At 52.0% G+C, this 24,378-nt stretch carries 25 protein-coding genes; 10 read left to right on the top strand and 15 right to left on the bottom strand.

Going from position 1 to position 24,378, the window contains the following annotated elements; translation table 11 throughout:
• Window positions 1–84 precede the first annotated feature (84 nt).
• The 4 genes from ACG1BZ_RS18955 to dksA form a co-directional block, all read right to left on the bottom strand.
• Window positions 85–3,048: an ATP-binding protein gene (locus tag ACG1BZ_RS18955; RefSeq protein WP_413663173.1), complete on the bottom strand. Its 2,964-nt coding sequence runs from the start codon at window positions 3,046–3,048 to the stop codon at window positions 85–87.
• Complete coding sequence (locus ACG1BZ_RS18950; protein WP_169337099.1) at window positions 3,038–3,214, bottom strand: hypothetical protein; 177 nt, start codon at window positions 3,212–3,214, stop codon at window positions 3,038–3,040. The genes ACG1BZ_RS18955 and ACG1BZ_RS18950 overlap by 11 nt, the downstream gene beginning before the upstream one ends.
• Window positions 3,215–3,356: 142 nt before the next feature.
• Window positions 3,357–4,280 carry a tRNA glutamyl-Q(34) synthetase GluQRS gene (gene gluQRS / locus ACG1BZ_RS18945; RefSeq protein ID WP_413663172.1) on the bottom strand — a complete coding sequence of 308 codons (924 nt, stop codon included), beginning with the start codon at window positions 4,278–4,280 and terminating at the stop codon, window positions 3,357–3,359.
• 29 nt (window positions 4,281–4,309) lie between these two features.
• Window positions 4,310–4,747: an RNA polymerase-binding protein DksA gene (gene dksA / locus ACG1BZ_RS18940; protein ID WP_108734345.1), complete on the bottom strand. Its 438-nt coding sequence runs from the start codon at window positions 4,745–4,747 to the stop codon at window positions 4,310–4,312.
• A gap of 258 nt (window positions 4,748–5,005) precedes the next feature.
• Between dksA and sfsA the strand changes: the two genes are divergently transcribed.
• The gene (sfsA, locus tag ACG1BZ_RS18935; RefSeq protein ID WP_413663171.1) at window positions 5,006–5,707 is read left to right on the top strand and encodes a DNA/RNA nuclease SfsA; all 702 of its coding nucleotides are present in this window, start codon (window positions 5,006–5,008) and stop codon (window positions 5,705–5,707) included.
• 18 nt (window positions 5,708–5,725) lie between these two features.
• On the opposite strand, the gene ACG1BZ_RS18930 is transcribed toward sfsA, so the two are convergent.
• From ACG1BZ_RS18930 to ACG1BZ_RS18905, 6 genes are all read right to left on the bottom strand, one after another.
• On the bottom strand, window positions 5,726–6,070 hold the full coding sequence (locus ACG1BZ_RS18930; RefSeq protein WP_108734344.1) for a Rieske (2Fe-2S) protein: 345 nt from the start codon (window positions 6,068–6,070) through the stop codon (window positions 5,726–5,728).
• Window positions 6,071–6,118: 48 nt separating this feature from the next.
• On the bottom strand, window positions 6,119–7,174 hold the full coding sequence (locus ACG1BZ_RS18925) for a S1C family serine protease (RefSeq protein ID WP_413663170.1): 1,056 nt from the start codon (window positions 7,172–7,174) through the stop codon (window positions 6,119–6,121).
• Between the two features lie 285 nt (window positions 7,175–7,459).
• Window positions 7,460–7,969 (bottom strand): hypothetical protein, encoded by a 510-nt coding sequence (locus ACG1BZ_RS18920; RefSeq protein ID WP_413663169.1) that lies wholly within the window; start codon window positions 7,967–7,969, stop codon window positions 7,460–7,462.
• Between the two features lie 28 nt (window positions 7,970–7,997).
• Window positions 7,998–8,342, bottom strand: coding sequence for a hypothetical protein (locus tag ACG1BZ_RS18915; protein WP_413663168.1), 345 nt, complete (start codon window positions 8,340–8,342; stop codon window positions 7,998–8,000).
• Window positions 8,343–8,459: 117 nt separating this feature from the next.
• Window positions 8,460–9,344, bottom strand: coding sequence for a protease HtpX (htpX, locus tag ACG1BZ_RS18910; RefSeq protein WP_282931439.1), 885 nt, complete (start codon window positions 9,342–9,344; stop codon window positions 8,460–8,462).
• A 174-nt stretch (window positions 9,345–9,518) separates the two neighbouring features.
• A complete protein-coding gene (locus ACG1BZ_RS18905; protein ID WP_108735343.1) occupies window positions 9,519–9,803 on the bottom strand; it encodes a TfoX/Sxy family protein in 285 nt (94 codons plus the stop codon).
• A 260-nt stretch (window positions 9,804–10,063) separates the two neighbouring features.
• Here ACG1BZ_RS18905 and ACG1BZ_RS18900 point away from each other — a divergent pair, with 260 nt between their 5' ends.
• The 3 genes from ACG1BZ_RS18900 to ACG1BZ_RS18890 all read left to right on the top strand — a co-directional run bounded on the left by ACG1BZ_RS18900 (window position 10,064) and on the right by ACG1BZ_RS18890 (window position 12,238).
• Window positions 10,064–10,783: a M15 family metallopeptidase gene (locus tag ACG1BZ_RS18900; RefSeq protein WP_413663167.1), complete on the top strand. Its 720-nt coding sequence runs from the start codon at window positions 10,064–10,066 to the stop codon at window positions 10,781–10,783.
• Between the two features lie 156 nt (window positions 10,784–10,939).
• Window positions 10,940–11,746, top strand: a complete 807-nt coding sequence (gene cysE, locus ACG1BZ_RS18895; RefSeq protein WP_282931441.1) for a serine O-acetyltransferase — start codon at window positions 10,940–10,942, stop codon at window positions 11,744–11,746.
• A gap of 18 nt (window positions 11,747–11,764) precedes the next feature.
• Window positions 11,765–12,238, top strand: a complete 474-nt coding sequence (locus ACG1BZ_RS18890) for a hypothetical protein (protein ID WP_413663166.1) — start codon at window positions 11,765–11,767, stop codon at window positions 12,236–12,238.
• 83 nt (window positions 12,239–12,321) lie between these two features.
• Here ACG1BZ_RS18890 and ppa read toward each other — a convergent pair whose 3' ends face one another.
• Window positions 12,322–12,858, bottom strand: a complete 537-nt coding sequence (gene ppa, locus ACG1BZ_RS18885; RefSeq protein ID WP_282931443.1) for an inorganic diphosphatase — start codon at window positions 12,856–12,858, stop codon at window positions 12,322–12,324.
• A gap of 162 nt (window positions 12,859–13,020) precedes the next feature.
• Here ppa and ACG1BZ_RS18880 point away from each other — a divergent pair, with 162 nt between their 5' ends.
• The 5 genes from ACG1BZ_RS18880 (at window position 13,021) to ACG1BZ_RS18860 (ending at window position 18,834) form a co-directional block, all read left to right on the top strand.
• Complete coding sequence (locus ACG1BZ_RS18880) at window positions 13,021–14,394, top strand: glutamine synthetase family protein (RefSeq protein WP_413663165.1); 1,374 nt, start codon at window positions 13,021–13,023, stop codon at window positions 14,392–14,394.
• A 12-nt stretch (window positions 14,395–14,406) separates the two neighbouring features.
• The gene (locus tag ACG1BZ_RS18875; protein ID WP_413663164.1) at window positions 14,407–15,819 is read left to right on the top strand and encodes an aldehyde dehydrogenase family protein; all 1,413 of its coding nucleotides are present in this window, start codon (window positions 14,407–14,409) and stop codon (window positions 15,817–15,819) included.
• A 105-nt stretch (window positions 15,820–15,924) separates the two neighbouring features.
• On the top strand, window positions 15,925–17,109 hold the full coding sequence (locus ACG1BZ_RS18870; protein ID WP_413663163.1) for an iron-containing alcohol dehydrogenase: 1,185 nt from the start codon (window positions 15,925–15,927) through the stop codon (window positions 17,107–17,109).
• A gap of 62 nt (window positions 17,110–17,171) precedes the next feature.
• Entirely contained in the window at window positions 17,172–17,765 is a 594-nt protein-coding gene (msrA, locus tag ACG1BZ_RS18865; RefSeq protein ID WP_413663162.1) for a peptide-methionine (S)-S-oxide reductase MsrA, read from the top strand.
• 25 nt (window positions 17,766–17,790) lie between these two features.
• On the top strand, window positions 17,791–18,834 hold the full coding sequence (locus tag ACG1BZ_RS18860; RefSeq protein ID WP_413663161.1) for an alpha/beta fold hydrolase: 1,044 nt from the start codon (window positions 17,791–17,793) through the stop codon (window positions 18,832–18,834).
• Window positions 18,835–19,012: 178 nt separating this feature from the next.
• Here ACG1BZ_RS18860 and ACG1BZ_RS18855 read toward each other — a convergent pair whose 3' ends face one another.
• The 3 genes from ACG1BZ_RS18855 to ACG1BZ_RS18845 form a co-directional block, all read right to left on the bottom strand.
• A complete protein-coding gene (locus ACG1BZ_RS18855) occupies window positions 19,013–19,945 on the bottom strand; it encodes an ADP-ribosylglycohydrolase family protein (protein ID WP_413663160.1) in 933 nt (310 codons plus the stop codon).
• A gap of 200 nt (window positions 19,946–20,145) precedes the next feature.
• The gene (locus tag ACG1BZ_RS18850) at window positions 20,146–20,955 is read right to left on the bottom strand and encodes a right-handed parallel beta-helix repeat-containing protein (protein WP_413663159.1); all 810 of its coding nucleotides are present in this window, start codon (window positions 20,953–20,955) and stop codon (window positions 20,146–20,148) included.
• A 260-nt stretch (window positions 20,956–21,215) separates the two neighbouring features.
• The gene (locus ACG1BZ_RS18845; RefSeq protein ID WP_413663158.1) at window positions 21,216–22,670 is read right to left on the bottom strand and encodes a PLP-dependent aminotransferase family protein; all 1,455 of its coding nucleotides are present in this window, start codon (window positions 22,668–22,670) and stop codon (window positions 21,216–21,218) included.
• A 103-nt stretch (window positions 22,671–22,773) separates the two neighbouring features.
• Here ACG1BZ_RS18845 and ACG1BZ_RS18840 point away from each other — a divergent pair, with 103 nt between their 5' ends.
• Complete coding sequence (locus tag ACG1BZ_RS18840; RefSeq protein ID WP_413663157.1) at window positions 22,774–23,373, top strand: pyridoxamine 5'-phosphate oxidase family protein; 600 nt, start codon at window positions 22,774–22,776, stop codon at window positions 23,371–23,373.
• A gap of 28 nt (window positions 23,374–23,401) precedes the next feature.
• On the opposite strand, the gene ACG1BZ_RS18835 is transcribed toward ACG1BZ_RS18840, so the two are convergent.
• Window positions 23,402–24,376: a S41 family peptidase gene (locus tag ACG1BZ_RS18835; protein WP_413663156.1), complete on the bottom strand. Its 975-nt coding sequence runs from the start codon at window positions 24,374–24,376 to the stop codon at window positions 23,402–23,404.
• Between the last annotated feature and the right edge of the window lie 2 nt (window positions 24,377–24,378).

The raw sequence follows: 24,378 nt of genomic DNA, 5'->3' as shown, positions 1-24,378 counted from the left end.
CCGGGCGCCGTTTCGATGCAACTCAAAAACGGTTAATCGGATTATTTTTGCACAAATAATGATCGATATGGTTGTCCAGCCACCTCAGTCTCCCAGGGGGAGTTGCACAATAAATCGGGCGCCAGTCCCGGTTTCCGGATTTGCGGGACTGACCAATTCCAGCTGGCCGCCGTGCTCCTCGACAATGCTGTAAACCATTGCCAGCCCCAGCCCCGTACCTTCGCCGGGCTCTTTCGTTGTGAAGAAGGGCTCCAGAATCCGTTCACGATGCTGAGCTGAAATTCCCGGTCCGCTGTCGGTGACAGAGACACAGGCGCTGCCGCTCTTGCGATAGCCCTCGATTACAATCTGGCCGCCATCGGGGCTGGCATCGCGGGCATTGCTGAGCAGGTTGATAAACACCTGGATTAGGCGCTGGTTGTCTCCCGGGGCGATCAAGTCTTCAGGTACCCGGTTCTCAAACTGGACCTCGGTCTTATCCCGTTGCAGGGACAGCAGGTTGACCGCCTCCTGTACACAGGCATAGAGGTCCACTGGGGCCCGCTCGCTGTCTTCCTGGTTGCCGCTGTGAGAGAAGTTGACCAGGGAGTGGACGATACGGCTGATGCGCTGGGTCTGGCTCAAGATCTGGTCGGCGGTTTCCAGGACTTCCGGATTGTCACAGTCGTACTGGAGGTTTTGCGCCAGGCAGGCGATTCCCGTTACCGGGTTGCCCACTTCGTGGGCCACGCCGGCGGCCAAGCGGCCCACAGAGGCCAGGCGTTCGCTGTGGATAAGTTCCTGCTCCAATACCTGGGTTTCGGTTATGTCCTCCAGCAACAACATTTGTGCATCGCCGCGCTCGTCGCGGGAGCGGTCGCTGCGGCTGCGTTTTTGCCGCGCCTTGTGCAGGTTGAGCCAGTGGCTGTTGCCGTCGAGGCTCACCTGTTGCTTAAAGCGGCTGGCATCGGTGGATAGGGCGAATTCCCCCAGCAGGCTGCGCCAGGGTTCCGCCAAGTATTCCAGTTTCGAGCCGATTACCTCGCTGGCACTGATACCGGTGAGGTCCTGCATGGCGTAGTTCCACAACAGGACTTCTCCGTCGCGCCCCAGGGAGCAAGCGGCCATCGGTAGCTCTTCCAGCATTTGGCGGTGATACAGACGCAGGTTATTGAGTTCTGCGGCCAGGCCGGTGAGCTGATGCTTATAACGGCCCAATCGGGTCTCGATCAGGTGAATGTCCTTGTTTGCCGGCTGATCGCTGTTCTGGAACGGGAAGTGTCGATCAATAATTTGCACCGCCAGAACACGCCCCAGCAGGCCGGAGAGATTGGACTCCAGCTTGTTGCGCAGTTGACGCAGGGCGTAGGGGCGGCGCTCGTTGTCCGGCAGATTGAGGGCGGCGAGAGCGCGTTTAACTTCTTTATTTGCAGTAGCGGCTCCGAGGCTTTCAGCCAAGCGCAGGCGAAAATCTGCGGCGGATTCCACATCCAGTCCCAGGCGCAGAGCCTGGGCGATGGTGTCGTCGCTACACAGGTCAGCGGCGTACTGCTCCAGGCTGCTGGTGCGGGTGAACAGAGATAGGCCGACAAATAACAGGACATTGACCCCCAGTGACAGGGTGGTGATCTGTGTCCAGATAGACATCCCCAGGGGGATTTGGAGGGAGGTGCCGGGCAGGGTGATGCCGGTAATCCCAAAAATTGACGGAATTAACAGGCCGCCCCCCCAAAGCAACATGCCCGCCAGCAGACCACCGACAAATCCGCGTCGATTACCTCGCGGCCAGTGGATTACAGCAAAAATCCCCGGCAGGAACTGAAGTGATCCGATAAATGCCAGCAGGGCCAGGTCCGACAGGGAGAGTCGGTTGTTGAGTAACAGGTAAAAGGCAAAGCCGGCAATAAATAGAGCGGCGATCAGAGCGCGGCGCAGCCACACCAGCTGCCGGTACATATTGTCCTCAGAGTGCCAGCGGGTGCCGGGCAGCAGCCAGTGGTTCATCACCATGGTGGCGAGGGCCAGGGTGATCATAATTAATGCGCCAGTGGCTGCTGACAGGCCGCCGATAAAGGCCAGGGTGGTGAGCAGGGCCGAGCCACTGGCGCGGGGAACCGCCAGGGAGAAGTACTGCACCGGGCCGGCCACATCCAAGGCAAAGCCTGCCCACATGATGGGAAAGATAGGCAGGGCCATCAGCAGCAGGAACAGGGGGAAGCCCCAGCTGGCGGTGCGCATTGCCTGTCCGGTGGGGCGCTCGGCAATACTCAGGTAAAAAATATGTGGCATAGCCACGGCAGTGGCGATAAACACCAGCAGCAGGGTGTGGGATGAGCCCTGCTTGATGGGGGTGTAGAGCAGCTGGTGCATATCGGGGTTCTCCAGCAGCCACTCATCCAGGCCGGAAAATCCACCGAAGACGCCGTAAATGGCATAGCCACCCACCGCGGTGAGTGCCACCAGTTTTACCAGGGACTCCAGCGCCATGGCGCTGGCCAGGCCCTCGCCACGCTCGCGGGTGGCGCCGTACATACTGGTGAATACCGCCAGCAGCACGCAGTAGAAAAATGCGATTAGGTTTTTGCTTGATACACCGCTGTCTGGCAGTGCCAGGGCTGCCACACTATCCCGCGACAGCAGCGCCAGGGTCTCGGATACCGCCTGTATTTGCAGGGCGATCAGGGGGAGCAGCGCCAACAGCATAAACAGGGTGGCGAGAGTCCCCGCCTGGCGGCTGTGATAGCGGAACACCAGAAGATCTGCCGGGGAGTACAGCTGGTAGCGCTGTGCCAGGCGCGCCAGTGGTTCCAGGGCTACTGGCGCAAACAGGAACATGGCGCCGGTGCCCAGATAGTAGGCGAGTACCCCGTAACCATATTGCCAGGCCAGGTCGACGATACCGTAGAAGGTCCAGGCCGATAACGATACGCCCAGGGAGAGCACATAAACCAGTGGATGCCGCACCCAGCGGGAAGGCAGCCAGCCCTTGGAGGTGGCGAAGGCAACAAAAAACAGGGTGGCGATATAAGCCACTCCCACCAGGGCAATGTGGGCAATATCAAAGCTCATTTGATTTGCGCCTCCACTGGATAAAAATCGCCAGTAGGATCAGCACGAACCAGAGGATAAACGGCCGGTACCAGGCGCCGACGGGATTGATCATCCAGGTAAAGATGGTGGGGGAGAATACATAACCCACCAGCACCAGCAGAATTAATAGTGTGCGGTTACTCATAGATCGCCTTGAAAACCCGCTAGAGAAATTTGTTGCCCGCGCACTGTACCGGTGAGAAGTCATCCCTGTGTAATCGTCAACGCGGGTTATCAGCCGGACCCCTAAGGGCGGCTGGCGCGGAAATGGTAAGTGCAGCTTGGAATCAGTGCAATTGGCGGTTGCGCATATCTATCTGGTGGCGGCGCCAGCGTGCGGTAGCCCACTTGAGAATATGCTCGGGGGATTCTGTTAGGGCAGTGTTTGGCAGTTTGAAGCCGAGGAACTGTAAAGCCTTACACAGGTTACCGGAAGCCATGTTGTCGTCGATAGCCGGCGCGTGATTTTGTTTGCTGAGTTTTTGCCTGTCGTCAGGGCCCATCACCAGCGGCAGATGGCCGAACTGGGGGGGAGTAGCGCCGAGGATTTTAAACAGGCGCTGTTGTGCACCGGTGGTATCCAATAGATCTGAGCCGCGCACCACCTGGTTGATTTGTTGGTCGATATCGTCGACAACGACTGCCAGTTGGTAGGCATAGAGGCCGTCGCGGCGCTTGAGAATGGTGTCTTCGCGGATGAGCTGCCGTTGCTCTCCGTGCCAAATATCCACAAAGCCTTCCTCGCCGCCCGCGCATTGCAATCGCAGCGCTGAGGGTTCGCTCACATCGTATTTAAGGCGACAGAAGTCGTTCGCATGTCCACCATTTTTCTTAATCTGGCTGCGTGAGCAGTCGCAGGGGTAAATCAGTTGCCGTTGGCGCAGTGTGGACAGGGTTTCCTCGTAGAGTGCGTAGCGCTTGCTCTGCCATTCGACGGGGCCGTGCCAGTGCAGTCCGTGGGCTTCAAGGGATTTCAGAATACGGGTTGCCGCGCCGGGCTCTTCCCGGGGAGGGTCGAGGTCTTCCATGCGCAGGAGCCAGTGTCCGCCATGGGCGAGAGCGTCGAGGTAGCTGCCGACGGCGCACACCAGTGAGCCGAAGTGGAGCGGTCCACTCGGGGAGGGTGCGAAGCGACCAATATAGGGAGTTGTGCTGTTCAAAATGAATAGGGGCGATACATTGATCGCCCCCTCCGAGCAGGGCGATCGCAAGCGAACGCCGTGCCGCTATCGGTTGTGGATCAGCCGGAGATCTGCCGCTCCTTGATTTCCGCGAGGGTTTTGCAGTCCACGCACAGAGTGGCAGTTGGACGGGCTTCCAGGCGGCGAATGCCGATATCAACACCACAGGCTTCGCAGAAACCGTAGTCATCCTGGTCGATAAGCTCCAGGGTGGCATCGATCTTCTTGATCAGCTTGCGCTCGCGATCGCGGGTGCGCAATTCCAGGCTAAATTCTTCTTCCTGGCTGGCGCGGTCTGCGGGATCGGGGAAGTTTGCGGCCTCGTCTTTCATGTGGGAAACGGTGCGGTCCACTTCCGCCATCAGCTCGGCCTTCCAGGCCAACAGCAAGTTGCGGAAATGCTCCTGCTGCTTCTCATTCATGTACTCTTCGCCCTGCGTCTCCTTGTAGGGCTCAAAGCCGTGCAGAGATTCGGTGCTCGCAGCAGTTTTGGGCATAGTCGTTGCCTCTCTTTCTATACGGGCCCCCCTTTATGGGGGCGATACCACCAAATTCAATCTAGCCTAGACCGGAATCTTTCTAAGTGATGCTTTTTTCACCTATCAAATTCGCTGCGGTGTCAGGCTAATCCTGTTCTCGGTACCGATACCCCTGGCGACCGAGAGCGAGGAAGCTATCAAATCTGCGCGATTCGCGCCACAAATAGTTGTCTGCTATTTTGTGGCGCCTGAAATTACAGCCAAGTGGTCCAGCCCGTGAAATTTACCCCTCAGTTGCAAAAGGCAACACTTTTGCGCCGATACAAGCGCTTTCTCGCCGATGTGGAATCTGCCAGTGGCGACGTGTTTACCATCCACTGCCCAAATACGGGGTCTATGAAGAATTGTTGGGTGGAGGGGGGAGACTGCTGGTACTCCGATTCTGGCAATCCCAAGCGCAAGTACCGTCACACTCTGGAAATCTGTACGACCCCGGATGGAGCCCTGGCGGGGGTGAACACAGGCCGCGCCAATGCTCTGGTTGAAGAGGCCATTCTGTCCGGCGTAGTCAGCGAGTTACAGGGCTATGAATCCCTGCGCAGGGAAGTGCGCTACGGCGAGGAAAACAGCCGTATCGATCTGTTGTTGTCCGGTGCCGACGGGGACTGCTACGTAGAAGTGAAAAATGTGACCCTGGCAGATGGGGCACAGGGTTACTTTCCCGATGCGGTAAGTGCCCGGGGCGCCAAGCATTTGCGCGAACTGCAAAAGCTGGCTGAGAGCGGAGTGCGGGCGGTACTTTTTTACTGCGTTCAACACAGCGGTATCGAGACGGTGCAGGCGGCGCGGGAAATTGATCCCGCTTATGCTGAGGCCCTGGATTCCGCTGTCGATGCTGGTGTGCAAGTGCTCGCATACCGCGCGAACCTCGGTGCTGAAGGCGTCGAGCTGGTGGAGGCCCTGCCTTTTCTCCCGTGAGGGAAAGGCCGGGGGCTGTCAGTCGGCCAGTAATGCGTAGAGACCGTCCTGTGCATATTCCACCGGTACTGGGGTCAGGGCATCACCAGTACAGGGCCCGGCGATACACTCCCCAGATTCAATCAGGAATAGCGCGCCGTGGGAGGCGCACTGAATAAGTGCGCCATCGGGATCGAGGAACTGGTCTTCCTGCCAGTCCAGGTTGATGCCCCGGTGGGGGCAGGTGTTTTTGTAGGCGTAGACCTCGCCATCTTTCATCACAGCAAACACATTGTCAGTGCCGGCGGCAGTGTCTCCGAGGGAGAACCCTTTGGATTGACCTTCGCTTAATTCGTCATAGCGACACAGGAAGTACTTCTGCATAGGTTATCGGCTCCCGGCCTAATTCTTGTTCAGGGCGCAATCGCCTGCTTATTCGGGTGCCGCGAGTCTAATGGACGTGTAGCGAATTGTCCCGTCACGCAGTATGCCGATAGTGATTTCGTCACCGGCACTGTGCTTTTCAAGGGCATTGAGCAAATCGTCGTAGCTGCGAATCGGCTGCTGTTCTATTTCTACAATCACATCGCCCAATTCCCAGCCGCCACCCCGGGTGCGGTGGATACCGCGCAAGCCGGCTTTCTCTGCGGGAAGCCCGGGAGCGGTACGCAATACGGCGACCCCTTCAAAGCCGTAGCGGCTACTCCACTGGTCCGGGGCGGATTCGATACCAATAATCGGGCGCACCAGGCGGCCGTGATTGATCAGTTCCGGCACAATTTTTTTGACCGTATCCACTGGAATCGCAAAGCCAATACCGACACTGGCGCCACTGGGGCTGTAAATTGCGGTGTTGACCCCGATTAAACGCGCTTGGGAATCCAGCAATGGGCCGCCGGAGTTACCTGGATTAATGGCCGCATCTGTTTGGATAACATTGCGAATGGTGCGGTTGTTGGCGGCTTCAATTTCCCGCCCCAGGGCGCTGACCACCCCGGTGGTGAGAGTGGTATCCAGGCCGAACGGGTTGCCGATAGCCAGTACTTTACGGCCTACCGCGAGATTGCTGGAGGTGCCCACAACCAGCGGTTTTAGCAACTCCCTGGGAGCGTTAATTTTCAGAACTGCCAGGTCTTTTTCCGGTGCGGATCCCACCAGCTCGGCTGGCCACTCACTGCGATCCTGCAAAGTAATAGTGATTTGCCGCGCACCTTCAATGACGTGAAAATTGGTGACAATATGGCCCTGAGTGTCCCAGATAAATCCGCTGCCGGCGCCTTTGGGCACTGAGTGGAGGCGCAGGGTCCTGCGATCCCGCACCAGGGTTTCATTGGTGACATAGACCACCGACGGACTGGCAAAATTGAACACCTGCATGGTGTTGTGTTCGTCGTCGGTGGCAAAGGTTTCCGCCTGTGCAGATATTGCTGGCGTAAGCAGCAAAAAGACTGAGATTAAGCTGGCGCGTAGAGTTTTAAGTAGAGTCATTAATACAATCCTCCCTTTGAACTGCCGGATTAGAAGAGACGTCTGTAACTGTCGTCTTCCTTTTTGTTTGTTGCTGTTTTGAAAGTGTATCTTGTTTGCAATCGTTATGCGGTGTTGGCTGTTTATTGGGGGCTGCTGGCGAGATTTAAAGCTGGGGGCTATGGATCGGAACTCACTTTGGCTGAGTGTCGCCGACTGCTGCTGGAGCAATGAAATTTCTGCGGTGGGATTAATGATGACATATGCGCTAGTTTTGTTTCGTGATGCAAAACCTGTTTCGGCCTGTCAGGTTGCCTCGCCACAGGCCTGGTGATTAAAAAACAGTACCAGGTTCCGGACCGTTGTTACCTTGCCTAAATAGGGGTTGCTTTGATAGTCCTCAAGGGTTCGCCCGGTTCTTTGTGCGATCTCCTCAATTAAGTCCAGATCGAGATCATCTTCATCCAGTTTTAGGGTCTTAAAGAAATCATCTGATGCTTGAATTGGGACCAGTTGTTTGGTGGGAAGTGCCGCTTGTAGTTGCTCATACACCGCTCTAATAATCCATGTGTCTACAATTTTGCGATCAAACTCCCGGGCAAATTCACAAATGGATAAACCTTTGCGGTTGTTACATAGTCGTTGGAAATGCCTGTCAATTTTGCGCTGTTCGACAGTGCCCCAAATTATGGCCAATAATGCTAAACCAGCTAAAGATAAAAAGAACATTGGCTGGTAAATAAGGAGAGCTAACACTGCTGCGAGAAAAACAAATAACGTAGCTTTACTTGCCTTTTCAGTTTTGTATTTAGGCATAAATCTTGATGCTTTTCTCATGTTTTTATTATTGCTCCAGTTTTGGTAGTTGTAGCTTTTGTTCCAATTGAACAAAGGTCTTTTCTGTGTAGGGGCCAAAAACAAACTCGGAAGAATCTGCAAATTTGTGGTCTTTAAGTCGATCTATGTAATAGTAAGCGCAGGCACCCTCAGGGCAAGCGTAGACTGAGACGAACATCTCGTTTGCACTGATATGATGTGGTTCATCGATACGGCGTATATAAGCATCGTCCCCCAAATTAAAACCAAGGGCTTTTTCGCCATCTATCCAATAAATCTCGTAAGGGCCGTCACTCCATGAAGGAGAACACCCAATTAAAAATATGGCGACGAGTAGTGGGATGTACTTCATGGCACCTCTTTTCATGGTTGCTTTAATTTACGTCTGTTCACACAGAAAGTGACCCTTTTAAGTTACAACTCTGTGAGAAAATGAACGTACAGCTGTGATTATCTACCAAATTAGATACTAATTACGGAAGTTTTGCAGGGCGAGAATACGATCATCCAGTGGTGGGTGCGTGGCCATAAGCGCTCCCATACTACCGAATATACCGAAGGCTTTCATATTGCCGGGTAGGGGTTCCTCGTGGCCGCGATCGGACTCCACCTTGAGCCGTTGCAGTGCGGCAATCATGGATTGAGGGCTGGCCAGTGTGGCGCCGGCATGGTCGGCCCGATATTCACGGCGGCGACTGAACCAGGCGACAATCATCATGGCGAAGAAGCCGAATATGATGTCCATAACAATGGATGTGACAAAATAGCCGATGCCCAATCCCTCTTCGTTGCGCAAGATAACCCGGTCTACGAAGAACCCAACCAAGCGGGCGAGGAACATCACAAAGGTATTTACCACGCCCTGGATCAGTGCCAGCGTCACCATATCGCCATTGGCCACGTGACCAATTTCATGGCCAATAACGGCGCGGGCTTCCTCTCGGCTGAAGCGCTGCAACAGACCGGCACTGACAGAGACCAGAGCGCTGTTGCGATTCCAACCGGTGGCGAAGGCATTCGCTTGGGGCATTGGAAATATCCCCACATCTGGCATACCGATGCCCGCTTTGCGGGAGAGTTCCCGTACGGTTTCTACCAGCCACTGTTCATCGGCACTGCGGGGCTGCTCGATAATTTGTGTGCGGGTACTGACCCGTGCGATGGTTTTCGATAAGAGCAGGGAAATAAAAGATCCACCAAAACCAAAAATCGCGCACATCAGCAACAAGGCGCCGAGGTTGAGATCGACACCGTTTGCCTGAAGAATTCCCCCAATCCCAAAAATATTGAAAATAATGCCAACCAATACAAGGACAGCAAGGTTGGTCAGCAGGAATAGCCCAATGCGCAACATCGGATCTCTCCTTTGAGTGAGTGTCTTTACGGAATTATTCCGCGGCTCCACCGGTAAGTTTAGATAGGGTTGGCGCAACTTGCCTTACTGTAGATCGGCACAGCTTGGCCTGCTGTGCCGAGTCCGTCGAGTGCGCGTGTCTGCGACGCTTTCCGTGGTGTTTGAGGGGAATTGCTAGTCAGAGTTTTGGGTGGCAAGGAGGCGGTCGACCTCGCTGGTGAGGTGTTGTTTCAGTTCTGGCTCCAGGTCGTTCCAGTGCACATCCATCAGCGCGCCCTGAAGAGCGTAGAGCATTACTTTGGAGGCGTTAATCCCCCGATTGCGAATGCTGATAAAGGCCTCGACAGGCCCAACCCTGCGCAGGTCATCGTGGGAGCGAATGCCAATAGAGTGGAGAATATTGACCGAGGCCAGGCCCAGGTTTTTTAGTTTTAATAGTTCTGATTGACTCGGGTGCATTCGGTTTTCCCTACCAGTTTGAGCGTCCGTTGTCGCAGCCAACCCCTCGACTGCGGCTTTGAACTTAACATAAATTAACAGGTGGCTAACAAACATTACCGCCAGATTATTGTGCGGCGCGCCTGCTTTTGGTGCCCCTGCTTTGGTGCCCCTGCTTTGGTGCCATAGTTAAGGGCGATTGTCTGCGCTCTGTTAAAGTAGGCATAGCCTGTTGAATAATTTAGCCTGCCCTTTGGAGTTCGCCTAATAATGAGATGCAAATGTTATCGACACCGCTGAAGCGTATGTTATTTGGACTCGGCGATGAGCATGTCATTGTCGACCCAGCTTCTGACCAGCTTTTACATCCCGAAGCACTGATCGCCTTCCAGCGCTTGAGTCGGGATGCCCGTGAAGAGGGGTTTGCCCCTAAAATCGTTTCCGGTTTTCGCGCCTTTGATCGACAACTGTTGATTTGGAATGCCAAAGCGCAGGGTCACCGCCCGGTTCTCGATAGTCACGGTACTCCCCTGGATATTGAACAGTTAAGCGAGCGGGAGCTGATCTTCGCTATCCTGCGCTGGTCCGCATTGCCGGGAGCATCCCGTCACCACTGGGGTACCGATTTCGATATTATCGATGCGGCGGCAGTCCCCGCTGACTATGCAGTCCAGCTCACCCCCCAGGAGGTGGCGGACGACGGAGTTTTTGGCGCCTTCCACCGCTGGCTGGATAACCAAATCAGCACGGGTAATAGTTATGGGCTGTTCCGGCCCTATGCAGAGGATCGCGGCGGAGTCGCACCGGAACGCTGGCACCTGAGCTATGCCCCCAGGGCCCGAGAGCTTCAGGAACTTCTCAGCGTGGAGCGCCTGTCCGAGTTGCTGCAGGAGTCAGAACTATCCCTGGGCACTGCGGTTTGCGAGCACCTTCAGGAAATCTATACGCGCTATATCTGGGTTCCGGATCACTGCTACCCCCCATTTAATGGGCAACTATAGCGGCCTGTTGAGATAGGTTGGTTACAGTTCATTACCACCTCAATGGGGGGTGGCAAGAAAGCTACTTTGCGATGGAGGCTTCCTCTTGAAAGGGGCTAGTGATCCTGCCAAGCTGCGCCGCAGTGAATGCCCTGGGGAATATAAGGGAGATGAATTATGGGTGAGGAAGCAGCCGTTCAAGGGCAGCGGGATATCTGGCAGGCGATGCGGGCTGAAGCCTCAGAGGCGGCTGCTGGCGAACCTATCCTGGCAAGTTATTTCCACAATACCATTTTGCGCCACAAGTCTCTGGGTGATGCTATGGCGGATCACCTGGCTTCGGTGTTGGAGCACAATGCCCTCACGGCAACCGCACTTCAGGAAGTGATTGCCACGGCTCTGGCTAATGATCCGAGTATTTCCCACTGTATGAGCGAGGATATTTGCGCTTGGTATGACCGGGACCCGGCTTGCGACCAGTACCTGACGCCTTTCCTGTATTTTAAGGGTTTTCACGCCCTGCAATCCCACCGGATAGCGCACTGGTTGTGGAATCAAGGCCGCCATACCTTGGCGCTCTATTTCCAGAGCCAGGTATCGGAACAGTTCTCGGTGGATATCCACCCAGCAGCGCGATTTGGCTGCGGGATTATGATCGATCACGCCACTGGATTAGTGGTGGGGGAGACCTGTGTGGTTGAGGACAATGTCTCGATTCTCCACTCGGTGACATTGGGCGGCAGTGGCAGCGGCAGCGGCGATCGCCATCCGAAAATTGGCCCCGGAGTGATGATTGGCGCCGGTGCTAAAGTACTGGGTCCGGTTAAGGTGGGAGAGGACGTCAAAATTGCCGCCGGTAGCTTGGTCTTGCACGATGTGCCCGCTCATACAACCGTCGCCGGTGTTCCCGCCCGCCAGGTAGGAGGGCGTGTTGAAGGGGCTCCGGCTTATACCATGGACCAGACTCTGGATTCGGAAGAGTAACTCAGGGAAATATTATTGATGTCGCAATCTACCTACAGTTTGGTTTTTCGCGGTGACTTGGTGGCGGGTTTTACCGCTGGTGATGTAAAAGCCAGTATGGTGCGCCTGTTTAAAAGTAATCCCCAGGCGATAGAGAAACTATTCAGTGGGCGCCCGCTGGTACTGAAAAAAGGCTTGTCTCTGCCCCAAGCACAGCAGTTTCAGGCAAACCTGGCCAAAATAGGCGCACAGGTCAGCATTAAGGATGAAAGCGGAACAGCTGTTACTGAGCAGAGCAAGCCCAAGGAGGAAGCTGCGGCCAAACCGCAGTGGACCTTGGCACCCATGGAGGGAAACCTCGTAAAGGAGCATGAACGCAAGTCGGTGGAACCGGTCAGCGTTGAGGTAGAGCATCTCAGTTTGCGTGCAGCGGAAGGCCAGCTTCTGGATGAGAGTGAGCGCAAGGGGGAGGAGCCGTCTCCGGTCCCTGTTCCCAATTGGGAAGTTAACTGACAGGGTCTCTCCTAACAGGCAATAAAAAAACCGGCACTAGGCCGGTTTTTTTATTGCTCAGAGTCTTCTGAAAGAAGTGAGGCTTAGCCTTCTTCTTTCAGGTAGCGCTCGCGGGAAGCCATAACTTCTTTGCGTGCAGCTTCGGCGTCAGCCCAGCCTTCTACTTTAACCCACTTGCCCGCTTCCAGGGCTTTGTAGTTTTCGAAGTAGTGCTCGATCTGCTTGATCAGCAGCTCGGGCAGGTCGCTGATTTCTTCAACGTGATCGTACAGCTTGGTCAGCTTGGTGTGTGGTACGGCCAGCAGTTTGGCGTCAACACCGGATTCGTCGGTCATATTCAGAACGCCAACAACACGAGAGCGGATTACAGAACCAACCATTACCGGGTAAGGCGCTACAACCAGCACGTCCAGGGGGTCACCGTCTTCAGACAGAGTCTGGGGCACATAGCCGTAGTTTGCTGGGTAGAACATCGGAGTGGCAACGAAACGATCCACAAATACTGCGTCAGAGTCCTTGTCCACTTCGTATTTGATCGGGTCGTGGTTGGCAGGGATCTCGATGATTACGTTGATATCGTTGGGCAGTTCTTTACCTGCCGGGATCTTTTCGAAGCTCATTGCTGGTCCTGAATGAATAGATAACTGAAAATCTGGAGCGCGGATTATATATGCTGAGGGGCTCGGCTGAAAGTCACGCCTGCGCCGGGTTTTTGGCGTCGAAGCTCGTCTGGCGGGTCTATCCTGTAACTCGGAGATAACAACAACGGGGCAGGACCAGTCATGGTAAAGGCACGGGAGGTAAAAACCGCTCAGGAGGCCCACGCAATTGTCGAAGAACGAGGCCTCAGTCATGTCAAAGTGGGCTTATTCGATACCGATGGTGTAATGCGTGGCAAATATATGAGCCGCGCCAAATTCCTCTCATCCCTGGAAAAGGGCTTCTCGTTTTGTGATGTGGTCCTGGGCTGGGATGTTAAGGATCAGCTCTACGATAACACTCGTTATACCGGTTGGCATACCGGATATCCAGACGCCCCGGTACGTATACTCCCCGATAGCTGCCGTGATGTGCCTTTTGAAGGCGATATGTTGTTGTTTCTCGCGGAGTTTGATGGTCGAGCCCAGGCGCTGTGCCCCCGCGCAGTTCTGCGCAGGGTGATTGAACGCTGTCGCGCATTGGGATTTGATCCCTGTGCCGCCCTGGAGTACGAATTTTTCCTGTTTGACGAAACGCCCGATTCAGTGCGGAACAAGGGTTTCCGCAATTTAAAGCCTTTTACCCCTGATGTGTTTGGCTATTCCATACTGCGAAATTCCGTACACGGAGAGCTGTATCGGGAAATCCTGGAGCTGAGCGAGCGCATGGATTTCCCCTTGGAGGGCTTACACACGGAAACAGGCCCGGGAGTTTTAGAGGCGGCTATTGCAGTCGATGGTGCTGAGGCCGCTGGAGACAAAGCTGCTCTGTTTAAAACCTTTATGAAAGTGTTGGCACAGCGGATGGGTTTGATGGCTACTTTTATGTCCCGCTGGTCCAGTGAGTACCCGGGGCAAAGCGGGCATATTCATTTGTCACTGCGCAATAGTGGCAGCGGTGATTCCGCCTTTCTCGATTCGAGCCAGCCAGATGGTATCAGCCAGATAATGCGTCAGTTCATAGCTGGGCAGCAAAGGCTGATGCCGCAACTCCTTGCCCTGATGGCACCGACCGTTAACAGTTATCGCCGCCTGGTACCCGGTTTTTGGGCGCCGACGGGAGCCAATTGGGGAGTGGAAAACCGCACAACGGCACTGCGTGCTATCCCCGGCGGCGACACTTCCCAGCGCGTCGAATACCGTTTGGGGGCCGCCGATGCCAACCCCTATTTAGCACTGGCAGCAGCTTTGGGCTCGGGTCTTTACGGTGTTATGCAGCAGTGGCAGCCCAGTGAGCCTGTCGCCGGTAATGCTTACTCGCTGGAATTGGAAAACGAACAAGTGTTGCCGGGTACACTGTGGGAATCCACTCAGCAATTTAAGGCGTCAGAAGCGGCACAGGAATTATTTGGCAGCGACTTTGTTGAACACTTTTCTGCCAGTCGCGAATGGGAGGAGCGGGAATATCGCCGCCATGTGAGTGACTGGGAGTTGGAGCGGTACTTCGAAATTATTTAATTGGGAGTATCGATGCCGATGAAGACTACAAAAATCATGCACCACCTTCAGTGTATTTCCCCTATTGATAACAGTGTTTATGTAGAGCGCGCTCTGGCGGGAGAGGTGGAAATCCGTGTAGTGCTGGATCGGGCCAGTAAAGCACAAAAAGCATGGAGGCGAACTCCCCTCAATGAGCGCATCGCCATTGTCGAGCGGGCTGTGGAAATATTTGCCGTTAAAAAAGAGCGTTTGGGGCGGGAGCTGTGTTGGATGATGGGGCGTCCAATCCGTTATGCAGGAGGAGAAATTAACGGGTTTATGGATCGTGCGCAGACCATGGCACAGCTTGCTACTGAAGCCCTCGCTGACATTCAGTTACCTGAGAAGCCGGGTTTTACCCGGTTTATCCGCCGCGAGCCCTTAGGGGTCTCCCTGGTAATTGCCCCGTGGAATTACCCTTATCTGACGGCGGTTAATGCAGTGGTACCGGCACTGCTATCGGGCAATGCAGTGATTTTAAAACACTCGGCGCAGACACCGCTGTGTGCTGAGCGAATGGTGGAGATTTTTCGCGAGGCGGGACTGCCCTACGGTGTCTTTCAGTTTCTTCATTTAAATCATGCTTATACCCAGCGATTAGCCTGTGCGGGGGAAATCCAGCATGTTGCCTTCACCGGCTCGGTTGGCGCTGGCGCGAATCTAGAACGCACAGTTGCCGGTCGATTTATTCAAGTGGGACTTGAACTGGGGGGAAAAGATCCAGCTTATGTCCGCGCCGACGCCGATATTAATCAGGCTGTGGCTGCGGTAGTCGACGGCGCCTATTTTAATTCCGGGCAGTCCTGTTGCGGTATTGAGCGGGCCTATGTGCATGAAGATATTTTTTCTGAGTTTATTTCCCAAGCGGTCGACTTACTGCGTGACTATCGACTGGGGCGCCCGGATAAAGTGGAAACCACTTTGGGGCCTTTGGTGCGTGCGGAAGCTGCAGACCGGGCTCGCGCACAGGTGGATGAAGCGATAGCAGAGGGTGCGAAGGTCCACTTGGATGTGAATGAATTCCCAATGGACAAGCGGGGTACCCAATATATGGCACCGCAACTGTTAACCCGGGTGCGACACCACATGCGAGTGATGCGTGAGGAGACTTTTGGGCCGGTGCTGGGGGTGCAGAAAGTGCACGATGATGGCGAAGCTCTAGAATTTATGAATAACAGCCCATTTGGTCTTACTGCGGCTATTTTTACCCGCGATGAAGATGTTGCAATGGAGATGGGAGGGTATTTAGAGGCCGGCACTGTTTTTTTAAATCGTTGTGATTACCTGGATCCGGAATTGGCCTGGACGGGTGTTAAGCAATCTGGTCGTGGATGTACGCTTTCTAAAATTGGATTTGAGAATTTAACCCGCCCCAAGTCATTTCATTTTAAACATGATGGTTAGCGGGAACGATTGCCGGATGCAGAAAGTGAAATTGTCTGCCTGTTTTCCGAAAGGTCACAGCCTATTTTGAATATGCAAAAGTGACAGAACGTCAGAGAGGAAATTGTGGATAAATACCATGTCAATTGGAATTATCCCACGACCGTTTGGGTTGGCCCCGGTCGCATTACTGAATTGGCTGAAGCTTGCCTGGAGCTGAATATTCACAAGCCTCTGTTAGTTACTGATCCTACAGTCGCCGCATTGCCACTGGTCGATAGTGCGATTAACCCATGCCAACAGGAGGGTCTGGAAGTTAGCGTTTTTTCCAAAATCAAAGGTAATCCCAATGAGATAAATATCGCCGATGGGGTGGCCAAGCTGCGTGAGCAGAAGTGCGATGGGGTCATTGCCTTGGGCGGGGGCTCGGCCCTGGATGCGGGCAAAGCCATTGCCCTTATGGCGGGACAGCAGCACAGTATTTGGGATTTTGAGGATATTGGCGACAACTACAGGCGTGTGGACCCAGAGGGTATTTTACCGCTGATTGCCATTCCCACGACGGCTGGCACAGGTTCTGAAGTTGGCCGGGTTGCGGTAATTACCGATGAGAAAGCCCAGGTTAAGAGGCTGATTTTCCATCCGCGCATGATGCCGGATATCGTTATTCTCGATGCTCAATTGACAATGGGGTTACCCCCAGACCTCACCGCAGCGACGGGAATGGATGCGCTGTCACACAATCTCGAGTCTTTTTACTCCCCTCAATACCATCCTATGGCCGAGGGAATCGCCCTGGAGGGGATGCGCCTGATCAAGGAGTATTTGCCTCGAGCTTATGCTATAGGCGCAGAACTCGAGGCGCGTCAGCAAATGTTGGTAGCTTCCTGTATGGGGGCTACAGCTTTCCAGCGGGGCTTGGGCGCTATCCACGCCCTGGCACATCCATTGGGGGCCCTGTATGACAAGCACCACGGTTTGTTAAATGCGATATTGATGCCCTACGTTCTGATCGCCAACCGTCCAGCCATCCAGGTGCCTATGGGGCATCTGGCACTTTATCTACAACTGGCCGGTAATGAGATGTTTGATAGCGGATTTGATGCGGTACTCAACTGGTTGCTCGGATTGCGCAAACAGTTGGGGATTCCCCACAGCCTGTCGGAGATTGGAATTGATGACACTGATGCCGACAGAGTTGGGAAAATGGCATCGGTGGAGCCTTCCGCTAGTACTAACCCGATGCGTTTTAACGGGATAGAGTATCGGGATATTTTCTTGCGCGCCTGTGAAGGTACCGTCACCCTGTAATAAATTCCTGCGAATAGACGACAGAAGAGAATGTGTTCCATCGACAATCGGTAAAGGACTGAATGATGCGCAGTATTATTGCTCTCTTGTTCCTCTCATTGGCCAGTATTTCCCTGGCTCAGGATTCATCGAATATTCGCACGGCTATTTTTGCAGGAGGGTGTTTCTGGTGCATGGAGCCGCCATTCGACAAGGTCGATGGCGTCCTGGAAACCACCTCAGGATATAGCGGTGGCCATGTCAAAAACCCGACCTATGAACAGGTATCTTCCGGTGGTACGGGGCATGCGGAAGTTGTTCAGGTAAAGTACGATACGAATAAAGTCAGCTATTCCGACTTACTGAATATTTTTTGGCACAACGTTGACCCTTTTGATTCCGGTGGTCAATTTTGCGATCGCGGTGACCAGTACCGAGCCGAGATTTTTTACGGCAATCAAGAAGAAAAGGTGTTAGCAGAGGAGAGCAAGAAAAAGGTAGAAGCGGAGTTGGGTAAAAAGGTGGTGACACAAATAAAACCCGCTGCAACCTTTTATCCCGCAGAGGCCTACCATCAGGACTATTACCAACGTAATCCCCTGCGTTACAAGTATTATCGCTACCGCTGTGGGCGTGATAAGCGCTTAGAGGAGGTCTGGGGGAAAGCGCCAAGTTAACGGATTGCCTCTCCGCAGGGTGAATATGGCACCGAGTCCCACTTTGTTTGACGGGGAAGTCCTGGAAACAATCAATGATTTTCCAGTGCTTTACCGTTATATACCGGCGGTTAGTACCAATCCGCTAATGGTATTTATTCCAGGCACAGCACATCTAGCGCGTATTTTCTACGGCTATCCCGGTGGCCGCTCAGATGATTTTATAAGTCACTGGGTCAATCGAGCGGATTTTCCCTTCCTTGCTATTTCTTACCCTATGGAAAATGCGGTTTTTTGCAGTACTCACCCGGAGTTTACAATTCAAGATTGGGGAGATCAGGCTGCAGAAATTATTGCCAAGATTTTGTCTGAATATAACCTTCCAAATTCGGTAGTGGTGTGCGGATGGAGTATGGGAGGGAAAATCGCTGGGGCTCTAGCGAGGGCGGCGAAAGCCTTGAATTTTTCGATTGAATGCTTTGTGGCTATGGCCGCAGAACCCGCGTTGCCGGGCTTTCTTCCCGAAGCTAATGCCAAGGCCATCGAAATGACAGTTGATGGGATGGCCAGTCGAAAGGGCATATATCCTGCCTTTTTGGCCGCGCTTGATGAGCAGAATGCTCTAAACCAACACACAATTATCCCCAAAGATATCTATCGGGAGGCGTTCCTTGGAGCAATTCCCATCGCGCTTATTGGCACTGGGTTAATGTATGATGGGCAAGGGTTTAAGGAAGATCTTTCCAGGGCATTGAAAACGGCAAACACCTTTGACTTCTTGGACTATCCAATTCCCGTTGTTATTCAGAGTGATTCAATGGGGGATTTGGAAAACGTGCTGTGCAATATTGATGATTGGGCATTTATTCGCAATCGAGTTCTTGCCAGTAAACTTTTAGGAGGTGCATCTCCAGAGCAGATTCCAAGGGAAAGATGGGAGCTAGTACAGCTTATTATCCGCTCGTCTTCCGCTTATTTTTCACAGACCGTTACAGGTAACCATTTCTTCTTTGTTGGCGCTATTGGGGCGCGTACTACTGTTGAAAGTATCGAAAAGCTTTTGGTCAGGGTGAGAAGTATCCAGTCCTAATAAAGCACTTCTTAATAGCCTCATGGTGCTCTGGTTAAGCTGTCAGAGATTTTTAAATTAACATTTTGGTTATTTTACGATCTGCTCTACTTGTTTAAGGCTTACTACTGGGGTGGAAGAAAAGAATCACCATAGGGTCCAAGCGCGGTGTATTCTTCCCTTCTCCCTTTTTAGTAGGCTATGCGGGTTGTAAGGCTTTTTCATGCTGATATTGGGTGAAATAGAGTTTCTCAGAAAGCTCGGTAATGAAATCGATGTTTTCGACCTTGTCGGCCATGCTTTCCATTCGGTCTTCTCCATTTAATGCCCCCCAGATGCTAGCAGCCATGGCACCCAAGGTATCTGTGTCACCACCTAGAGAAAAAACATTAGCTAATACAGACGTTAAAGGAGAGTTTCGATACTTAAGTCCAAAGTAAATGGCGGTGATACAGGACTCTGGCGCGGTAATGCCATTACCTAGCCATTGCTTGATTTGCTGCGGATGTGGGATTTTCTGATTAAACAGTAGAGTCGCACACTTTTCCAGTTTGTAGCGATATAATTCGGACTTACAACTTACTTCCAGTTTGTTCAATATCTCTCTGTTTGAACGGTCTTGCAGGGATTCACAGATGGCGATAGCGATCAAGTATGCTCCCTCGACAGCAACTGGATGGGCGTGGGTAATTTCAGACACCGATTGTACATATTGCTTGAGGCGATAGTCATTTTGGGGATGGCAGAGGGCAATAATAGGTGCTCTCATGGCGGCCCCATTGCCGATAGAACCATGCTTAAATTTTTTTCGGTTTAAATCTTGCCAGCGTTTACCATCCCTGACGCCTTTGAGTAGTTTCGCTGCACTGGGACCATACCCTCTGCTCCAGCGATAACTTTGGGCAAACTTTTTGGCTATATGGTCCTGATCAAGGTAATTATGCTCAAGAAAGGAGGTCGCAATATCAATAGACATCTGCGTGTCATCGGTGTAACGCTTTTTACCCTGTTCGGTTTTCCCGATAATTTTCCAGAGTTGTCTTTCTAGAACGCCACCCTCGTACGGGGCGCCAAATGAATCGCCGATGGCTATTCCTTTAAAGCAACCTCTATATTTACTCAGCTTTATCATTTTTTGATTTCTATACCTTATTCTCAGGGGAAGTCGCTACTAGCTATAAGGACCACTATTAATTGCTGTTATAAGTAACAGTTTTATTCTAGAAAACATATATTGGCAGTTGATGGCCGTCGAGGGAAAGGGTTTTATTTTAGGTGAGAGCGAGCCGATATTTAAAACTAATCGGCTCGCCACTAAAGTCGCTATATCATTTAATTAATACAGGCATCGTTAGCACTTCCAAAAGTATTTCTAATCCATACATTGCCAGTGCAAGCAGGGTGATTGTGGTCAGCAAGATCTGCGCCGGCATTATTTTCCGCGGTATTGCCAATGATCAAGTATCCGACTTGACCCAATCCCAACATCATAATGCCGTTAACGCCGTTATTATCTGATAGATTGTTGGCAACAATGCCGCCATCCCCACTATCAATTACAATCCCACTCGACGTATTGAGATTCGTCTCATTGAATCTGATGAGAGTATTGTCACCAACGATCTTTATTCCTTGGAGACCGTTACTTGATGCATAAGAGTATCTCACACGATTACCGTCACCCATAACGCGTATACCCATACCCCCATTACCGCTAGCATCGGAGGCTTCAACAGTATTACCTGAACTCCAAAGGGCGATTCCTGCAATAGAGTTTGACGAAGCAGTGATATCAAAGATTTGATGGCTGCCATCACCTTCGGCAGATACGCCATTGTTACAGTTTGTGATAGTGCTTCCACCAACAGTATCCTCAAGGACTCTATCGCTGTCTTTCAATTGAATGCCAATTCCACTGCCATCGCAGCTGAGGTGGTAACCCGCCATATCGAGTGATCCGCCAGCATCTATCACGAGTGCAGGATGGCTTGCGCAGTTTAGAATATCGCTGGTAAGTGATTCTGCGGTTGTAATGGTATCTCCACAGCTGACAGCTGAAGCGGCGGCGGAGAGCGATAGTGCGGCAATACCGGATACAGCGAGCAATGATGCTTTTATAGAATTCATATTTCTATTTTTCATATCAAATTTCCCTAATTATCTGAGTAATTAAAAAAGAGAGTGAACACCCAAAGCCATGGAGATTGTGACCTAGGTTTGGGAAAGAGCCATAGGAAATTTTTCCTAATTTATTGGGTTTTATTTGATATTTTGGTGATAATAGATTGTTTTTATTCTATTAAAATATTTACTTTTTTATTTTAGGTGGAGGTGCTTAATGCTGGTGCGAAAAATGAAGAAACCTGCATTATAAAAATAAGTTTTGTTTGGGTGTGTTATGGCTACTTTTTCAGGGTTTTTGCGAGAATCTTTGCGCAATCTGCCCTCTGTTCGAAAGTTGTGTTGGCAAACCCGAGCACCAATCCTGGATCTTCAGTTTTATTGGAATAGAAGAGCGATAGTGGTGTGCTGCCAAATCCGTATTCGCGTAGTTTTTTTGAAAGGGTGATGTCGTCGTGTCCCGGCGTAGATATTACCAAGTGCATACCGGCGCTACTGGCAATTAGTCCGGCTGGAGGTGGTACTTCTTCTCGAATAAGCTGACAGAAATGTTCCCATTTCTTCATATAGTTAGCACGCATTTTGCGAAGGTGTCGCACAAAATGCCCCTCGTCGAGAAAGTCTGCCACGACGGCTTGTGTGACTAAGGGGGAGTGGCCAGATAACATTTCTTTGGCTTGGGTAAATGCCTCTACTGTGGAACTAGGCACCACTAAATAGCCCAATCGTAGGCTGGGTAGTAAGGTCTTACTAAAGCTCCCCATGTAGAGTACAGGTGTATTTTCTCCCATGCCCTGGAGTGCTGCGATGGGTTTGTGTTGGAATGAAAATTCACTGTCGTAATCATCTTCAATTATCCAGCAGCTTGCCTCTGTCGCCCAATCCAATAATTTGATTCGTTCACCAGCAGGCATAACACCACCCATAGGGTACTGATGTGTTGGTGTGGTAAAAAGTAACTTGGCTTGGGTTGCACTATTGACCAGCTTATCAACATCCAAGTGCTTATCTTTCAGGTTCGCTGGTACGAGCTTTGCTCCAATAGATTGGAAAGCTGCTCGAGCACGGCGATATCCCGGATCTTCTATATAAACCTTGTCTCCCTGGTTAATCGCGACTAGTGCACATAAATTCAGGGCCTCCTGAGCTCCATTGGTAATAATAATTTGTTCAGTGTTACAGCGAACTCCCCGGGAGTTGCGCAAGTATTCCGTAAGTGCCATACGCAAAGGTAAATAACCTTGGCTTTGCCCGTAACCTGTGAGAGCTAACCTGGATTGGTGGCGGCGGTATAATTTATTCCAAATAGTGAATGGAAATGCGCTTAGATCCGGTAGGCCGGGGGTGAAGGGAAGAGATTGATCTTCACTTTTCTTACCCCAAGATAAAGTCTGTGCAAAATCACCATAGTGAGAAAGTGATGGTAAGTATCTATTCTTCTGTGCTTGCCAACCCTGCCTGTGTGTTTTCTTTGTGTAGGCCGGCAATTCGGGAGATACAAATACGCCTTTCCCAGGATGGCTGGTAAGGAAGCCTTCCGCTTTCAGCTGGTCCAGAACTAATGTCACCGTATTGCGGCTGATAGAGAGGGATTCAGCCAACCGGCGCGAGGAGGGGAGCTTGGTACCAGCAGCCAGCCGGCCGTTGCAGATCCAATCTACCAATTGTCGATACAACTGTTCCTGTAGCGGCTGGCCTGATTCGAGAGTTAGGTCTGTAAGCTCGGCGGCACTCAAAACTGGCACCATAAAATAGTTAAAACTGGCGCTTATCAGCGTACCAGCAAGATCCTACATTGGCGATATCTATTTCATACCAGAGTGAATTAAAGGAGGTTTTATGAATTTACATTCGCCAATCTCTGATGAATTGCCAACCTCAGCGAAGAGTCGTGTACGTCGTGCCCCGAAACGTGCCAGTTATCGGCGAGAGGATGTTTATAAGCTTGTCGATGAGCTAAAACTGGGCCATGTCGGTTTTATTGAAGACGGTGAAGTCATCATTATTCCTTTAACCATTTGGCGTCTGGGGGAGTTTTTGTATTTTCACCTGGCTAACAAGAGCCGGCTACAAAAACTATTGGAGGCAGGAGAACAGGTCTGTATTTCATTTGCCCGCTGCGATGAGTGGGTACTGGCCAAGTCAGCTTATCATCACAGTGCTAATTATCGCTCTGCGGTATTGTTTTGCCGAGGTGAGAGGGTCAAAGAGCAGCGGGAATTTGATGCAGTTTTTAAAGCGATTATTGAAGATATAGAGCCGGAGCGCTGGGATCAGGTGCGCCTCCCCAGCCTACAGGAGCGCAAGGGAACAGCTTTGATGCGCCTGACCATAGAGGAGGGGGCTTTCAAAAGCCGAACTGGCGCGCCATCAGATAATAAAGAGGATTCGGCTCTGCCTGTGTGGAGCGGGGTCAAGCCTGTGTGCCCGTTTCGCTAGTGCTCAATTTAGCAAAGTAAAGGGAGCCTTATAGGGCCTCTGTCACTACTTTTAATGCGATTTGAATGATCTCCTGCTGGCCGGCTTCAATATCGGGGATAACACCCTGTCCTTCCCAGTTGGGGCGGCTGCCGGCAATCGTAGAAACCGGGCGTTTATCTGGGATACCGATTTCAAAGCCATAGGGGAGGGATTGGGGAGACTCCATCATATGTGCCCCACCGGCGCTGGCATTACCGACAATCGTGGCTCGGCCCAGCTGTTGTAGTGCGAAGGCGGTACTCTCAGATGCAGAGAAGGATCTCCCATCAATCAGAATGACCATTGGTCTGTCACTCCCATAGCTGGGCCAGGGTTGAGGTGAAATACGTTTCGGTATTTCTCTCCCCTTGCGGCTTTCAATAACAAAGGGAAAGGGAGAATGGGGGTCAATAAATGACTGCAGAACAGCATTGGCGGTTTCTTCGTCTCCGCCGCCATTACTGCGTAAATCGAGTATTAGGCCCTCGCTGTGGCGAAGCAGGGTGAAAGCCGCAGCGAGGGTTTGGTGGGCATTTTTATAGGTGTGGAAGGAGGAGAGAGAAAGGTAGCCAATGTTACCGGGAAGAATCTCAATTTTCTTAACGCCGTAGTTATTGCTGGGCGCTTCAGCCTGCCACTGTTCAATCCAATTGTGGGCTTCTTTTTGGTTATCTATATGCTCTATATAGAAATGCTTATCACCGGAAAGGGTGCGAATTTCTTTGGTAAGTGCGCTGGCTAATTGTTGGTAGTCACTACAAAGATGATTAAAGTGTTTGGATTCTGCCAGGCTATTGAGTTGAGCGGATAGCGCCTGTCCTTTTTCCTCCAATATATAGTGCTTCTGAATAGCTACTGCAGCAGCTTTAATAACCGGGCCTGTCTCAAACTGGCAGGAACTCATTGCGCCGGAACTTGCCGCGAGAGATACGGAAAAAAAACTGATAAATACCGCTAAACTCATCTTGAGTTGGCGTTTCATAT

The sequence above is a fragment of the Microbulbifer sp. CNSA002 genome, assembly GCF_047324085.1.
GTDB lineage: Bacteria > Pseudomonadota > Gammaproteobacteria > Pseudomonadales > Cellvibrionaceae > Microbulbifer.
Note: the sequence above shows the minus strand (reverse complement) of the source record. Positions and strands in the feature narration are given on the sequence as shown.

Bases quoted from the DNA above. Each gene is read 5' to 3' on its own strand.
- ACG1BZ_RS18955 (WP_413663173.1), bottom strand. From the start codon at position 3,048: ATGAGCTTTGATATTGCCCACATTGCCCTGGTGGGAGTGGCTTATATC.
- ACG1BZ_RS18950 (WP_169337099.1), bottom strand. From the start codon at position 3,214: ATGAGTAACCGCACACTATTAATTCTGCTGGTGCTGGTGGGTTATGTA.
- dksA (WP_108734345.1), bottom strand. From the start codon at position 4,747: ATGCCCAAAACTGCTGCGAGCACCGAATCTCTGCACGGCTTTGAGCCC.
- ACG1BZ_RS18930 (WP_108734344.1), bottom strand. From the start codon at position 6,070: ATGCAGAAGTACTTCCTGTGTCGCTATGACGAATTAAGCGAAGGTCAA.
- ACG1BZ_RS18925 (WP_413663170.1), bottom strand. From the start codon at position 7,174: ATGACTCTACTTAAAACTCTACGCGCCAGCTTAATCTCAGTCTTTTTG.
- ACG1BZ_RS18920 (WP_413663169.1), bottom strand. From the start codon at position 7,969: ATGCCTAAATACAAAACTGAAAAGGCAAGTAAAGCTACGTTATTTGTT.
- ACG1BZ_RS18915 (WP_413663168.1), bottom strand. From the start codon at position 8,342: ATGAAGTACATCCCACTACTCGTCGCCATATTTTTAATTGGGTGTTCT.
- htpX (WP_282931439.1), bottom strand. From the start codon at position 9,344: ATGTTGCGCATTGGGCTATTCCTGCTGACCAACCTTGCTGTCCTTGTA.
- ACG1BZ_RS18905 (WP_108735343.1), bottom strand. From the start codon at position 9,803: ATGCACCCGAGTCAATCAGAACTATTAAAACTAAAAAACCTGGGCCTG.
- ACG1BZ_RS18900 (WP_413663167.1), top strand. From the start codon at position 10,064: ATGTTATCGACACCGCTGAAGCGTATGTTATTTGGACTCGGCGATGAG.
- cysE (WP_282931441.1), top strand. From the start codon at position 10,940: ATGGGTGAGGAAGCAGCCGTTCAAGGGCAGCGGGATATCTGGCAGGCG.
- ACG1BZ_RS18890 (WP_413663166.1), top strand. From the start codon at position 11,765: ATGTCGCAATCTACCTACAGTTTGGTTTTTCGCGGTGACTTGGTGGCG.
- ppa (WP_282931443.1), bottom strand. From the start codon at position 12,858: ATGAGCTTCGAAAAGATCCCGGCAGGTAAAGAACTGCCCAACGATATC.
- ACG1BZ_RS18880 (WP_413663165.1), top strand. From the start codon at position 13,021: ATGGTAAAGGCACGGGAGGTAAAAACCGCTCAGGAGGCCCACGCAATT.
- ACG1BZ_RS18875 (WP_413663164.1), top strand. From the start codon at position 14,407: ATGCCGATGAAGACTACAAAAATCATGCACCACCTTCAGTGTATTTCC.
- msrA (WP_413663162.1), top strand. From the start codon at position 17,172: ATGATGCGCAGTATTATTGCTCTCTTGTTCCTCTCATTGGCCAGTATT.
- ACG1BZ_RS18860 (WP_413663161.1), top strand. From the start codon at position 17,791: ATGGCACCGAGTCCCACTTTGTTTGACGGGGAAGTCCTGGAAACAATC.
- ACG1BZ_RS18855 (WP_413663160.1), bottom strand. From the start codon at position 19,945: ATGATAAAGCTGAGTAAATATAGAGGTTGCTTTAAAGGAATAGCCATC.
- ACG1BZ_RS18850 (WP_413663159.1), bottom strand. From the start codon at position 20,955: ATGAAAAATAGAAATATGAATTCTATAAAAGCATCATTGCTCGCTGTA.
- ACG1BZ_RS18840 (WP_413663157.1), top strand. From the start codon at position 22,774: ATGAATTTACATTCGCCAATCTCTGATGAATTGCCAACCTCAGCGAAG.
- ACG1BZ_RS18835 (WP_413663156.1), bottom strand. From the start codon at position 24,376: ATGAAACGCCAACTCAAGATGAGTTTAGCGGTATTTATCAGTTTTTTT.